This window comes from Tessaracoccus defluvii, assembly GCF_014489575.1.
In the GTDB taxonomy this organism is placed as follows: domain Bacteria; phylum Actinomycetota; class Actinomycetes; order Propionibacteriales; family Propionibacteriaceae; genus Arachnia; species Arachnia defluvii.
On record NZ_CP060789.1, the window covers coordinates 1,965,350 to 1,979,119 of the forward strand.

Genomic DNA, 13,770 nt, shown 5'->3' on the forward strand with positions numbered 1-13,770 from the left:
CCCCCGCCCGAGCGGCTCCTACCTCTCGACGGTGATCAACGGGCTCCGGCCGACGTCGGTCCGGGCCAACCCGCGGCTGTATCTGACGCTGGCGGCGTGGGCGGTGCTGGGTTCCAGCACGCAGGTGTTCATCCCGTACCTCATCATCTACGTCACGCGTTTCCTGCGGATCGACAACTATCCGATCGTCCTGGCCGCGACCCTCATCGGCGCGGCGGTGGTCGGTGTGCTCGGCGGCCGCGTGATCGACCGGGTCGGCGCCGACCGCACCCTGCTGCCAGCCATGGGCTGCTACGTGGTCGGGCTGCTGGCGATGTTCATCGCCCGCAACCCCCTGACCGTCATCGCCTCCGGCATCGTCGTGCTGGGCTTCTTCATGGTCGGCGGGGCAGCCCTGGCCGTGGCGGTGCGCAACCTGACTCCCCCGCGCCGGGCCGGCGAGGTGCAGGGCCTCCGTATGATCGCGATGGTCCTGATCCCCATGCTGGTGGGTCCGTGGATCGGCGCGGCCGTCATCAGCGGCGCCGCCGAGACCTATGTCGAGCTCGGCGTGGTCAGGCAGGTACCGACCCCCTGGATCTTCCCGGCCGCCGCGGCCGTCGCCGTCCTCATCCTCATTCCGGCCCGCCTCCTGCGGCACACCCCGACCCCCGACCTGATGGAGTCCCGATGACGCTGATCACCCGCTGGGGTGCCGAGCTCGACGCTGCTAATCCCCTCCCCGAGTACCCGCGGCCGCAACTGGTGCGCGGATCGCACCTGAGCCTCAACGGGCCCTGGGACTACGCCTTCGTCCCCGCGGACCGTCGTGAGGCGCCGTCGGAGTGGGACGGCAGGATCACCGTCCCCTTCTCGCCGGAGGCCCCACTCTCCGGCGTCGGCCGGACCCTGCGTCCCGACGAGTTCCTCTGGTACCGGCGCGCCCTGCGGATCCCCGAGGGCTTCGCCCGCGACCGGCTCCTGCTCCACTTCGGCGCCGTCGACCAGGACGCAGAGGTGTTCGTCGACGGCGAACCGGTCGGCTCCCACCGCGGCGGGTATCTCCCGTTCAGCGTCGACGTGACGGGCGCCGCGGACGGGCGTGACCACGAGCTGACGGTGCGGGTCCGCGACGTCACCGACACGAGCTGGCGCAGCCGCGGCAAGCAGAAACTCGACCCCGACGGCATCTGGTACACCCCGCAGTCGGGGATCTGGCAGTCCGTGTGGTGCGAGGCCGTTCCTGCCCGCCACGTGGAGTCCCTGACCCTCACGCCCGACGTCGACGGCGGCCGCGTCAGCGTCACCGTGCACGCCGCCGCGGGGGCGCCCGCCACCGTGACCGTGCTGGCGGCCGGCGCGGAGGTCGCCCGGGCGGGCGTCGCGGTCGGCGTCGCCGTCGACCTCACCCTCGGCGCCACGCCCCGGCTGTGGACGCCCGAGGATCCGTTCCTCTACGACGTGCGCGTCGAACTCGACGACGACGTCGTCACGAGCTATTTCGGCCACCGGTCGATCGCCGTCGGCCCCGACGCCCACGGGCGCACCCGGCTGCTGCTGAACGGTCGGCCGTATCTCCACGCCGGGCTCCTCGACCAGGGCTACTGGCCCGACGGTCTGTACACGGCGCCGTCGGACGAGGCCCTGATCGACGATATCGCGACGGCGAAGTCGCTGGGCTTCACGATGCTGCGCAAGCACATCAAGATCGAGCCGCTGCGCTGGTACCACCACTGCGACCGGCTGGGGATGCTGGTCTGGCAGGACATGGTCAACGGTGGCCGCACCTACCGACCTGCCGTGATCCAGGCGCCGGTGGTCCTGCCGATCCGGATCGACGACACCCGCCATTCAGCGTTCGGGCGCCAGGACGCCGAGGGCCGCGACGAGTTCCTGCGGGAGGCCGACGAGACGGTGACCCTCCTGCGCAACGCGCCCAGCGTCGTCGTCTGGGTGCCCTTCAACGAGGGCTGGGGTCAGTTCGACTCGCTCGCCGTGACCGACAGGATCCGCGCCCTCGACCCGACCCGTCCCGTCGACCACGCCTCCGGCTGGCACGACCAGGGCGGCGGCGATCTGGCGAGCCGTCACGTCTACTTCCGCCGCTACCGGCTGTCCGACGCCGACGCCGCCGACGAGCGGGCCGCGGCGCTGTCCGAGTACGGCGGGTACTCGCACCGCGTCGACGGCCACACCTGGACCGACGCCGAGTTCGGCTACCGCCGCTACGCGGATCGCGGCGACTTCGAGCTGGCCTTCCTCCGGCTGCAGCACGAGGAGGTCGCGCCCGCCATCGACGACGGCCTCGCCGCGTTCGTCTACACGCAGCTGGCCGATGTGGAGTCGGAGACCAACGGCCTGCTCACGTACGACAGGAAGGTGGTGAAGGTCGACGCGGACCGGCTCCGCGCGTCCAACGCCCGGCTCCGGTCCCGCCACGACGTCGCCGCGGGGCTGAGCGCGCCGGGTCCGGTCGCCGTCGTCGAGCGGGAGATCACGGCGCCGGTCAGCCTGACGCTGCCGGACGGCTCGCTGAACCCGGCCGCCGTGGGCTGGTCACGGACGCCGCTGGTCACGACCGACGGGATCGGCGGCCGCTCCGGCTGGGGCCGCAACAAGCGGTGGGAGTACTGGTGCGTCACCACCCCCACGCACATCGTGGGGCTCACGGTGTCGAGCCTCGACTACGCGGCGGTGCACGGCATCTGGCTGCTCGACCGGGCCACCGGCGAGACCATCGCCCACGACGCCATCGGCGTGCTGGGTGGCAGCGCGACGCTGCCGGGCACCACCGGCGGCGGGCCGTCGCGGGCACGGACCCGGGATGTCTCCATCGCCCTCGACGACGACGCCGGCGGCACCCGGCTCCGCGCCCGCGGCGCGCGGGTCGAGCTCGACATCTACGCCCACCTTCCCGCCGGGCACGAACGCCTCGGCGTCGTCGTCCCGTGGGACGAGCGGCGCTTCCAGTACACCGTCAAGGACGTGGCCCGGCCCGCGACGGGCTGGATCGCCGTCGACGGCGTCCGGCACTCCGTCGCCGGGGAGGACGCCTGGGCGACGCTGGACCACGGCCGCGGCCGCTGGCCCTACGACATCACCTGGAACTGGGGTGCGGGCTCCGGCATGGTCGACGGACGGGTCGTCGGCATCCAGCTCGGCGGCAAGTGGACCGACGGGACCGGCTCGGTGGAGAACTCCCTGCTGGTCGGCCGCCGGCTCCACAAGATCAGCGAGGAGCTGGTCTGGGACTACGACACGGACGCGGCCATGCGGCCGTGGCGGATCAACGGGGAGCGGGTGGAGCTCACCCTGACGCCCTTCCACGTCAAGGAGTCCTCCATCGACCTCAAGGTGTTCTCGAACGACACCTGCCAGGTGTTCGGTCACTGGTCGGGCCGGGTGCGCGACGACGCCGGCGGATGGGTGCGGGTGGCCGACGTCACGGGCTGGGTGGAGCACGTGCACAACCGCTGGTGACCGGCCCCACAGCTACCCTCGGACGGTGCTGCACGATATCCGCCGGTGGATCGCCTACCCCCTCATCGCCGTCGCGCTGTGCCTGATCGCAGGCCTGGCCGCCGGGACGGGGCCGAAGGCGCCTGAGCCGGACGGCGACATGACGGTCGACAGCTTCGACGCCGTCTACGCGCTCGAGACCGGCGCGCACGGCACGCTCAACGCGCGCGTCACCGAGACGATCGCCGTCGACATGGCCGACGGCGATCGGCACGGGATCGTCAGAACGATTCCGCTGCGCTACGAGTCGCACACCATCGGGGTCTCCGGGATCCAGGTAGAGGGCCGCCTCCGCATGGACGGCGACGCCGCCCCCGCCGACGACTGGCGGACCGTCGAGAAGCGGAACCTCAGCGACGGCGACGACACGATCGAGCTGCGGATCGGCTCGGACCGCACGACTCTCCACGAGGGCACGCAGGAGTACCGGATCACCTACCTGCTCTCCGACATCGCTCTCAACAGGGGCGACGGCGCCCAGGAGCTGTACCTGGACGTCAACGGCACCGGCTGGGGAACGCCCTTCGGGCGCGTGACCGCCTCGGTGCAGGTGCCCCGCCCCCTCGCTGACCGCCTGAACGGCGACACCGCCTGCTACGCGGGGCCTCCCGGATCGACACAGACCTGCCGGACGGAGACCAGCGGCACCGACCCCGTCGACCTGTACAGCAAAGCCGTCCACCTCAGGCAGTTCGAGACGATGACGATCGCCGTCGGCTTCGCGCCGGGGACGTTCGCCACGGCGTACACCCCCACCGACCACGTTGTCGCCGGCGCCGTGTGGCTCGCCGTCCCGCCGGCACTCGCGCTGCTGGCCCTGCTGATCGTGACGGTGCCGCCCCTGATCGGCCGCTACCTCCGCAGCCGCCCGGTGCTCGTTGTCGACTACGAGCCGCCCGCGGACATCGAACCCCTGGTCGCGGCGGAGGTGTGGGGCGTGCCCGGCCGCGGGCTCACCGCCCAGCTGCTGGCGTCGGTCGTCCGCGGCGAGGCCCGGATCACGACGGCGGAGCCGGCGGGGTCCGAGGCGTCGCCGGGCCGTGAGCGATCCGGCCGTCGCAAACTCACCCGGCTGGCAAGCTCGCTGCGGGTCGACGGCCTGGAGGAACTCGACGACCGCTGGACGGGATCGTTGATGCGCGGCATGTTCGCGGGCCGCAGCCTGCATGAGCCCAACCTCAGCGCCTCGCTGCTCGACCGCCGCCGCTCGATCGTCAACGGTGCGGGCCAGCGCTACCACGGCGGCGGCGCGGGCTGGTTCCTCCCCGCCTACATCGCGCTGATCATGGTGGCCATCGCCTGCACTCTGTTCGCCGTCCGCTTCCACGAGGCGCCGCTGGTCTGGGCTCTGACTTCCACCCTCGTCGCGACGCTGCTGCTGGTGGCCGCGCTCTACCGGACCCCGACCTCCGGGCGGCTGACGCCCGCCGGCGAGGCCACCTATCAGCACCTGCGGGGGCTCGAACGGTTCATGACGATGTCGGAGGGCGAACGCATCGCCTGGCTGCAGGGCACGGCCACCGCCCCGCGGGTGGGGGACGGCGACGACGAGGTCCTCCTGAAGCTCTACGAGCCGCTGCTCCCGTACGCCGTCATCTTCGGGCTGGAACGCAGCTGGGCCCGGCTGATCGGGGAGCACCATCGTGCGGTGCCCGGCCGGGCCGACTGGGTCGCCGCACTGCCGGCTGTCCCGCTGGGCGACGTGGTCGCCTCGCTGGCCGGCGACGTCGGGGAGCGCCGCATCCGGGGGCAGGCGATGGCTGGCGTCAACCACGGCATCAGCCGGGCGGCAGAGGCGACCGGTCGGAGCGTCTCCAACGCCTTCCAGAGCGCGGGCGACGGCGGTTCCCGGGGCGGCGGCGGCTGGTCCGGCGGCGGCTCCAGCGGCGGTTCGAGTGGCGGCGGACGCGCCGGAGGCGGCATGGGCGGAGGCGGCGGCTCCAGCTGGTGAGCCGCCGCCCGGCCATGCGGCCGGGTCAGCGCAGCGTGAGCACCGCCACGGGCTCGCCGCGCACCTGTTCCGGCACGACGACGACGCCGGAGCCGTCGAGCTCCGCCGCGATCCCGCCGCTCCAGACCCCCACCCCGCGGCCGGTCAACTCGGCGGGCAACTCCAGTTCACCGACGGCGGGATCGAGCAGATGCACGTGCACCGTCTCCCCCGTCGTCGTGTAGGCGCGCGGAGCACCGGCCGGCTCGCCGGCGCGACGCCACGGGCGGGTGCCGTAGATCGCCTGCCCGTTGAGGCCCATCCAGCGCCCCAGCTCACGCATGGCGGCCAGCTGGAGCTCGGGGATCGAGCCGTCGGCGCGGGGGCCGACGTTGATGAGGAGGTTGCCGTTCTTGCTGACGACGTCGACGAGCAGCCGGATCAGCTGCGCGCCTGACATGGAGCGGCTGGCGTCCTCGTCCTGGTTGTACCCGAAGGAGTACCCGAGCCCACGGGTCGCCTCCCAGACCGGCTCCATGATGTCCGGCACGTGCGAGTATTCGCGGGTGAGGAAGCCGTGGTACGGCACGCCCCAGCGGTCGTTGATGACGCCGTCGGGCACCGCCGCGTAGTAGCGGCGGAAGAGCGCGGCGAGAGAGTCGTCGTCGTCGTCCTTCCCGCCGTCGGGCCACTCGATGTCGTTCCACAGCACATCCGGGGAGAACTTCTCGACCAGTTCGGTGAGCTGGGCCGCCGAGTAGCGGGAGAAGAGCTTGTCGTGGCGGCGGAAGCGGAACAGGTCGGTGTCCGACTCGATGGGTGGGAAGTCGCTGACGTGCCAGTCGAGCGCCCCGGAGTAGTAGACGCCGAAGCGGGCCCCGGCAGCGCGGGTGGCGTCGTGCAGTTCGCTGATCAGGTCGCGGCGGGGGCCGCGCCGGACCGAGTTGAACGCGGTGGTCGGCGTGTCCCAGAGGCAGAAGCCCTCGTGGTGCTTGGTCGTCGGGATGACGTAGCGGGCGCCCGCCCCGACCAGCTCGGAGACGAAGGCGTCGGCGTCGAACGCCTCGGCGTGCCACAGGTCGGCCAGGTCCTCGTAGCTGGTGCCCGTGCCGAAGACCCGCTGGTGCCGCTCCCAGGTGGGGCTGCCCGCGATGCGCACGGTGTTGCCGTACCACTCGGCGTACTGGTGATGCGTGTAGGCGTCCTCCGCGAGCACGCCACCCGGCCCGTGCGCCGTCGCCCACGCGGGGACGGAGTAGAGACCCCAATGGATGAAGAAGCCGAGCTTCGCGTCGCGGTACCAGTCGGGCATCCGCAGCTCGGGTAGGTCGGTGCGGCCGCTCCGAAGTCGGGGCCGGTGCGGGTCTCGAAGTTCAGCATGCGGGGCTCTCCTCTCCCCGGCGGGTCACGACGGGGGTCAGGTCGGGATCGGATTCGGAGGTGTCGAACGGGTAGACGCCGGGCGCGAGGCGGTGGTGCCCGAGGCGCAGCAGGTCCTGGTCGACGCCGCCGGGGGTGAGCGCGAGGGTCCAGTCCTGCGCCAGGTCGTACAGCTCGGGTTCGAGGTAGCCGATCTTGACGATGACGATGTCGGCCTCCTCCGGGGTGAGCCCCAGCTGCCGGAAGTCGTCGAGGTGGTGGAACGGCTTGCGCCGCTCCGTGATGATGGCGTGCACCGAGCCGGCACGCACGACGACCTGGGTGCCGGCGACGGGGTCGCCGTCGGTCACCGAGAACACCTCTCCGGTCAGCGTGACGGGGCCTCGCGGGCCGGGGTCGACGCGGCCGCCGACATCGACGGTGACACGGACCCCCACGCCGGCCGCGGCCAGGGTGGCGACGGCGGCGGGGTCGAAGACCGACGCGTGGATGACGGTGCGGTCGCCGGCGGCGAGGTCGTCGCGGGTGAGCAGTTCGCCCAGCGTCCAGGACACGTCGCCGGCGCCGCCCGCCGTCGGATTGTCGCCGGAGTCGGAGATCAGGTACGGCCGGGCCGCGCCGGGCGCGAGGGCCAGGTCGAGGGCCTCGTGCAGTGTCGCGGTGGGCCCGACGAACACGAAGTCGGCACGCGCGTCCCAGTAGCGGCGGGCCAGCCGCTCGGCCTCACGTGCGATCACGCCCGTGTCGTCGCCGGTCACCACGACCGCGGCCTGGCAGCGGGGTTCGTCGGCCCAGGCGTAGCCGACCCAGATCGCGGCGTCCAGCACTCCGGGAAGTGCCTCGACCTCGGGGACGGCGTCATAGATGCCCTTGGCGGGCTCGAGCCGGGTGCTGGTCTTCTCCCCCGGCAGCAGGACGGGCACCTGTCGCCAGGCCTTCCAGGGACGGCGGGCGAGCGGGTCGGCGCCGAGTTCGCCCCGCAGGCGGGTGAGCAGGTTGTACACCGCCCGCTCCTTGGTGTTCATCCAGTCCTCGTGCGGCGCCATCCGGTAACAGGTGATGAGGTCGACCGCGTCGAGCAGCGGCCGCGACACGTTGCCGTGCAGGTCCATGGAGGCCGACACGAGCGTGTCCGGCCCCAGCGCGTCGCGCACGGCGCCGGCCAGGTCGGCCTCCGCGTCGTCCAGGCCGATGACGCTCATCGCCCCGTGGATGTCGAGGAAGAGCGCGTCGAACGGCCCCTCGGAGGCGATCCCGTCGAGGATGGCCCGCTTCATCGCCGCGTACGTCTCCGGTGCGACGGCGCCGCCGGGCAACGAGCGCCCGTGCGTCAGCGGGACCCAGTCGGCTGCCTCGCGCAGGTCGCGGCTCTCGTCGAGGAAGGGGTAGTAGGCCAGCAGGTCGGGCCCGGTGCGGATCGTGAACGCCTCGTCGCCCGAGACGTGAGGCGAGAAGGTGCTGGACTCGATCGAGATGCCGGCGATCCCGATCCGGGGGGCCGCGAGGCCCCGCGGGTCGGCTGCGGGCAGGGGGCCCATCCAGATCTGGTCTGCGGACGGCATGGTCGGTGTTTCTCCTGGTCAGGCAGCGGTGAGTAGACGGTGTCGCGCGGAGGCTGCGGCCCCGAGCGCGACGGCGTCGCCCCCGAGCGTGCCACGGACGACGGTGAGCGGTGCGCCAGAGACCGGCGGGTCGGTGCGCAGGGTGTCGAGGAGAGCCGGTTCGAGGAGATCCCAGGAGCGCGTCACTCCCCCGCCCACCACCACGGCGGTCAGGTCGAGGATCCCCGCAGCCACGACGCAGGCGAGCCCGAGCGCCCTGCCCGCCCCGCGGAACACGTCCAGCGCCTCGGCATCTCCGCCCCTGGCCAGGTCGGCGATCTGGGACGTGGTGCGGACGAAGCCGGTGGCCTCCAGGTAGCGCTGCTCGATCGACCGGCCGGACGCCAGTGTCTCGAGGTGCCCGACCTGCCCGCAGGTGCAGACGTGGTGGCTGTAGCCGGGGGTGTGGCCGATCTCGCCCGCGGCGCCGGTCGGGCCGGAGCGCAGCTCACCGTCCAGCACCACCGCTCCGCCGACTCCCGTGCCGAGCATGACGCCGAGCACGTCAGCGGCTTCGGCCGCACCCCAGGCGACCTCGCCGAGGAGGAACGCGTTGACGTCGTTCTCGACGGCGGTGGGGGCCTGCAGCCGTCGTTCCATCTCGGGGCCGAGCGCGAACCCGGCCCAGCCGACGAACGTGTCGGATGCGGCGCGGATCACTCCGCTGCGCTGGTCGACGACCCCCGCCGCGCCGACGCCGGCCGCGAGCAGGGTGCTGCCGGTCTCGGCGAGCAGGCGCCGGACGAGGCCGGCCGCGGCATCGGCCATCGCCGGGCCACCCTCGCGGGACGGCGCGGCGACGACCCCGCGGGCCACGACGTCGCCGTCGGGCAGCACGAGCAGCGCCGCGATCTTGGTGCCGCCTATGTCGATGCCTGCGAGCACCTCACGGGCGACTTCACTGGGTTCCTCCACGTCACCGTCCTCCGAGGCCGGCCATGGCGATGCCCTTGACCAGGTGCTTCTGCAGGACGATCACGAGCAGCGTGGTGGGGACCATCGAGATGATCGCGGCGGCCATCTGCAGGTCCCAGCGGGTGCCGGTGAGGCCCGAGAACGTGGCCAGGCCGACCGGCAGCGTGCCGTGGGCCTTGTAGTCGACGGTCACGATGAGCGGCCAGAGGTAGCTGTTCCAGAACGACAGGAACGTGAACACCGACAGCACGGCCAGCGCCGACTTCGACAGCGGCAGCATGATGAGCAGGAAGGTGCGGATGGGGCCGGCGCCGTCGACGCGGGCAGCCTCCTCCATCTCCAGGGGGATGCCGCGGAAGAACTGCCGCATCAGGAAGGTGCCGAACGCGCCGAACGCGAACGGGAAGATGAGGGCCTGGTAGGTGTCGACCCAGTCGAACCACTGCATGACCTGGAACATGGGGATGACAAGCACCTCTGCCGGGACCATGAGCGTGGCGAGGAACGCGATGAAGACGACGTCCCTGCCCTTCCAGCGCAGCCGGCCGAACGCATACCCGGCGCAGGCCGAGACGGTGAGCACCACGAGGGTGCCCGCGACGGCGATGAACAGCGAGTTGCCGATGTAGGTCCAGAAGGGGCCGAACTTGAAGACGTCGACGAAGTTCGACCACCGGACCTCGGATCCGATGAGGCGCGGCGGCATGGCGAACATCTCGCCGTTGGGCTTGAGCGCCGAGAAGAAGGCGTAGACCAGCGGCAGCATGAACAGCGCGGCGGCGAGATAGATCGTGACGTGCGCGAGCACCAGTCGGACACGCTGACCGGCGCTGAGCGGGGCACGGGCGCGTGACGGCTGGGCCGGCGTCCGGTCGTCGCCGCCGTCGTCGAGGGCGTGCATGGCCCGCTCGGAGAGATCCTGATCAATGCTCATAGTGCACCCACTTCTTCTGGGCCCCGAACTGCAGCGCGGTGATGAGGATAATCAACGCGAACAGGATCCAGGCTCCGGCCGCGGCCAGGCCGAGGTCCTGGAACTTGAAGCCCTGGTTGTAGATCCACATGACCAAGGGGAGGGTGGCGTTGCCGGGACCGCCGCCGGTGAGCAGCTGCGGCTGCGCGAAGACCTGCAGCGACGTGATCATCGTCATCACGGCGGCGAAGAAGATCGACGGCGAGATCATCGGCAGGATGATGCTCCAGGTCACTCGCCAGCCCGAGGCGCCGTCGATCGCGGCCGCCTCCAGCACGGAGTCCGGCAGCTGCTCGAGCGCGGCGGAGAAGATCAGCATGTTGTAGCCGAGCCCCTGCCAGACGCTCATGACGACGACCATGATCATGGCCCAGTTCTTGTCGGCGAGGAAGTTGGGCAGCTGCACGCCGAACCAGCTGGTGGCGATGCCGTTGAAGAGGCCCTGGGGCTGCAGCAGCATCTTCCAGACCAGCACGTTGGCCACCATGGGGGTCACGACCGGGATGAAGAAGAGGACGCGCAGAGCATTGCGGCCGCGGATCCTCGGGCCGAGCCCGATCGCGAGCAGCAGGGACAAGATGATGTTGGCGGGCACGTAGAGCACCGTGAACACCAGGGAGTTACGCAGGGCAGGGAGGAAGTTGGGCTCCTCCAGCAGCTTGGCGTAGTTGGCTCCTCCGTTGAAGGTCCGCTCGCCGAACGTCGGCCAGTCGAAGAAGCTCATCACGATGGACAAGACGACCGGCACGATCGTGAACAGGGCGAGGCCCACCAGGGCTGGGCTTGCGAAGCCCAGCGCCTGGCGCGCCTCGATCCTGGCGAGCTTCCCGCGAGATGACCGCGCGGTAGTCGTTGTCATCGGTCGACTCAGCTCCCGAACTGCTGCTGAGCGGTCTCGAGCACGGTCTTCATGTCGGCCTGCCCGTTGTAGACGCTGACCAGCTCCGGCTGGACGAACGTGTCGACCTTGGCCCAGTTGTCGGAGACGTACTGGCCCTGGACGTTGGCGAACGCGGCCTCGAACACGGCCTTCACGTCGTCGCGGTAGGCCTCATCGAGCGACTCGAAGTAGAGCGGCTGGCTCTCGGCGCGGGCCGGGTAGCTACGGCCGGACGAGGCGATCGAATCCTGCGAGTCCTTGCTGAGCAGCGAGCCGAGCACCTTCAGCGCCGCCTCCTTGTTGTCGCAGTTCTTGGCGATGCCGTAGCCCGAGCCGAGGACAAGGCTCAGGTTGCCCTTGTCGCCGCTGGGCAGCGGGCCATGCCCGCCTTGAAGCCGGCGTCGTTGGTCAGGTAGCCGACGGCGTTCCAGGTGCCGTCGACGGCCATGGCGGCGTTCTCGCCGCTGAACTGGTTCTCGCCCCAGCCGGTGTCCGAGGCGGAGGCGACCGGGGAGGCGACCTTCTGCTCGGTCACGAGGCCGGCGTACCAGGCCGCGGCGTCGAGGAACGCCGGGTCGGTGAGCTGCAGCTTGCCGTCCTGCGTGACGGGCTGGACGCCTGCCTTGGCGATCGGGAGCGCCTGCCACTGGAAGCCGCCCATGCCGATGCCGAAGCCGTACTTGCCGTCCTTCGTCGCGGCCTTGGCTGCGGCCTCGAAGTCGTCGAAGGTCCAGCCGATCTCGGGGATCTTCGCGCCGGCTGCGGTGAGCTGGTCCTCGTTGTAGTAGGTCACCATGGTGGCGACGTCGAACGGAAGGCCGTAGAGATTGCCCTTGTTCTGGAGGATCTCGGTGGCCCCGGGGGCGAAGTCGGACACGGCCAGGCCGGCCGTCTTCAGGTCGTCCTCGGTGAGGGCGGCGAAGCCCTCGGTGTAGCTGGCCAGCATGCCGGAGTTCATGCCCGTGACACAGGCCATGTTGTTCGAGGCCATGTTGGTGGTCAGCTTCGTGAAGAAGTCACCCCAGGGTGCGGTGCGGAGCTCGACCTTGATGTCGGGGTTCTGCTTCTTCACGACGTCCATCTGGGCTTCGAGGGCGGCGGTGTCATCCTCGCTGCCTGCCCACATGTCGACGACGATGGTGGCACCGGCATCGCCGCCACCGCCCGTGGTGGCCCCGGGAGACGGGGTGCCGCCTCCGCCGCCGCACGCCGTCAACGCGATCGCGGCACCCGTGGCCAGTGCCACTGCGCCCATGCGAATCTTCTTCATTGACTTTCCTCCTTGAAAGGTTGTGGGGGTTATTTCGACCATCGAACCAACTTCCCACGGTTCTGAATGAAGTTATCGTGGCATGACGGAGCACGGAACGGAAGGGGGTCCACGAATGTTATGAAACGGTGACCTTACCCCGGGGGCCTCTCGACACGACAACGGTGGATGACTTACCCTGAACTTAGTTCGATCACGAAGGAACAATATGCCGATTCCCCGCGAGACTGCCGCAGACGGGCACAGCCAGCGGATCCTCGAGCTTGTCGCCAGCGGTGAGGCCGGCTCCCGCAGCGAGCTCGCCGAGGTGCTCGGGCTCGCCCCTCGACGGTCGGGCTGCGCGTCCAGGGGCTCCTCGACGCCGGGCTGCTGCATGAGGGGGGTGCGGGCAAGTCCCGGGGCGGCCGCCGTCCGCGGGTGCTGCGGGTCACGGAGGGGCAGGGCGAGGTGCTGACCGTCGACCTCGGCGGCGGGCACGCCCGGCTGGGGCGCCACGGTCTCAGCGGCGCGCTGCTGGAGTCGGTGATGATCCCGCTGACGCTGGCCGACGGCCCGGTGCCGACCCTGGAGACGGTGGCCGCGGCCCTCGACGAGTTCCACGACGCGCCGATCCGCGCCATCGGCGTCTCCCTGCCGGGCCCGGTCAATCCCGATCTCGGCGGGGTCGATCAGCCCTCGCGCATGCCGGGTTGGCAGGGGTACAACGTGCGCGACCACCTGACGGAGCGGTTCGGCGTGAGGGTCGCCGTCGACAACGACGCGAACCTCGCGGCCCTCGGCGAACACCGGCAGCGGCTCGGGCTCGCCCACCACTCCATCACCGTCAAGGCGGGGACCGCCATCGGCTCGGGCATCATCGTCGACGGGCGGCTGCACCACGGGGCCACCTCCGCCGCCGGCGACATCACGCACACCCGGATCGACACCGACGAGGAGGTCCCCTGCTCCTGCGGCAACCTCAACTGCCTGGAGACGGTGGCCAGCGGCGCCGGGGTCGTGCGGCAGCTGCGCGCGGTCGGCTACGACGTCTCCACCACTGAGGAGGCGCTCGCCCTGGCCCGCGACGCGGACGTCACCGCGACGAGGCTCGTCCGGGGGCCGGCACGCATCTCGGCCAGGTGCTCTCCGGCGTCGTGAACTTCTTCAACCCCCACGCCGTGTTCCTCACCGGCTCGATGAGCTCGTCGGAGCCGTTCCTCGCGGCCGTCCGCAGCCGGGTGTACGCCAGCTGCCACCCGCTCGTCACGCAGACGCTGCGGATAGAGGCCGCCCGCACGGGCGCCGACGCCGTCCTGCTCGGGGCGGCGGCACTGGCCCTCGAGG

At 71.1% G+C, this 13,770-nt stretch carries 10 protein-coding genes and 1 pseudogene; 4 read left to right on the forward strand and 7 right to left on the reverse strand.

Annotated features, from left to right (window positions below; all coding sequences use genetic code 11):
• Nucleotides 1-31: 31 nt before the first annotated feature.
• Genes H9L22_RS19730 through H9L22_RS09515 form a run of 3 tightly spaced genes read left to right on the forward strand, consistent with a single transcriptional unit; the run spans nt 32 to nt 5,449 of the window.
• Complete coding sequence (locus H9L22_RS19730) at nt 32-673, forward strand: MFS transporter (RefSeq protein ID WP_406707781.1); 642 nt, start codon at nt 32-34, stop codon at nt 671-673.
• A complete protein-coding gene (locus H9L22_RS09510; RefSeq protein WP_187719721.1) occupies nt 670-3,459 on the forward strand; it encodes a DUF2804 family protein in 2,790 nt (929 codons plus the stop codon). Before H9L22_RS19730 ends, H9L22_RS09510 begins: the two co-directional genes overlap by 4 nt.
• A gap of 25 nt (nt 3,460-3,484) precedes the next feature.
• Nucleotides 3,485-5,449, forward strand: coding sequence for a DUF2207 domain-containing protein (locus H9L22_RS09515; protein WP_187719722.1), 1,965 nt, complete (start codon nt 3,485-3,487; stop codon nt 5,447-5,449).
• 25 nt (nt 5,450-5,474) lie between these two features.
• On the opposite strand, the gene H9L22_RS09520 is transcribed toward H9L22_RS09515, so the two are convergent.
• From H9L22_RS09520 to H9L22_RS09545, 7 genes are all read right to left on the reverse strand, one after another.
• Nucleotides 5,475-6,740, reverse strand: coding sequence for an alpha-L-fucosidase (locus tag H9L22_RS09520; protein ID WP_226965763.1), 1,266 nt, complete (start codon nt 6,738-6,740; stop codon nt 5,475-5,477).
• A 61-nt stretch (nt 6,741-6,801) separates the two neighbouring features.
• On the reverse strand, nt 6,802-8,370 hold the full coding sequence (locus H9L22_RS09525; protein WP_226965764.1) for a M81 family metallopeptidase: 1,569 nt from the start codon (nt 8,368-8,370) through the stop codon (nt 6,802-6,804).
• 18 nt (nt 8,371-8,388) lie between these two features.
• Entirely contained in the window at nt 8,389-9,324 is a 936-nt protein-coding gene (locus H9L22_RS09530; protein WP_226965765.1) for an ROK family protein, read from the reverse strand.
• A 1-nt stretch (nt 9,325) separates the two neighbouring features.
• Entirely contained in the window at nt 9,326-10,258 is a 933-nt protein-coding gene (locus H9L22_RS09535; protein WP_226965766.1) for a carbohydrate ABC transporter permease, read from the reverse strand.
• Complete coding sequence (locus tag H9L22_RS09540) at nt 10,248-11,156, reverse strand: carbohydrate ABC transporter permease (protein WP_187719723.1); 909 nt, start codon at nt 11,154-11,156, stop codon at nt 10,248-10,250. Before H9L22_RS09540 ends, H9L22_RS09535 begins: the two co-directional genes overlap by 11 nt.
• Before the next feature lie 8 nt (nt 11,157-11,164).
• Nucleotides 11,165-11,458, reverse strand: a complete 294-nt coding sequence (locus tag H9L22_RS18840; protein ID WP_226965767.1) for a hypothetical protein — start codon at nt 11,456-11,458, stop codon at nt 11,165-11,167.
• A 65-nt stretch (nt 11,459-11,523) separates the two neighbouring features.
• A complete protein-coding gene (locus tag H9L22_RS09545) occupies nt 11,524-12,447 on the reverse strand; it encodes an ABC transporter substrate-binding protein (RefSeq protein WP_226965768.1) in 924 nt (307 codons plus the stop codon).
• Nucleotides 12,448-12,894: 447 nt separating this feature from the next.
• Between H9L22_RS09545 and H9L22_RS09550 the strand changes: the two are divergent.
• Nucleotides 12,895-13,709, forward strand: a pseudogene (locus H9L22_RS09550) (ROK family protein); the annotation flags it as partial.
• Nucleotides 13,710-13,770 lie beyond the last annotated feature (61 nt).

Coding starts and splice junctions, on each gene's coding strand:
- H9L22_RS09510 (WP_187719721.1), top strand. CDS start 670: ATGACGCTGATCACCCGCTGGGGTGCCGAGCTCGACGCTGCTAATCCC.
- H9L22_RS09520 (WP_226965763.1), bottom strand. CDS start 6,740: ATGCCCGACTGGTACCGCGACGCGAAGCTCGGCTTCTTCATCCATTGG.
- H9L22_RS09525 (WP_226965764.1), bottom strand. CDS start 8,370: ATGCCGTCCGCAGACCAGATCTGGATGGGCCCCCTGCCCGCAGCCGAC.
- H9L22_RS09535 (WP_226965766.1), bottom strand. CDS start 10,258: ATGAGCATTGATCAGGATCTCTCCGAGCGGGCCATGCACGCCCTCGAC.
- H9L22_RS09540 (WP_187719723.1), bottom strand. CDS start 11,156: ATGACAACGACTACCGCGCGGTCATCTCGCGGGAAGCTCGCCAGGATC.
- H9L22_RS09545 (WP_226965768.1), bottom strand. CDS start 12,447: ATGAAGAAGATTCGCATGGGCGCAGTGGCACTGGCCACGGGTGCCGCG.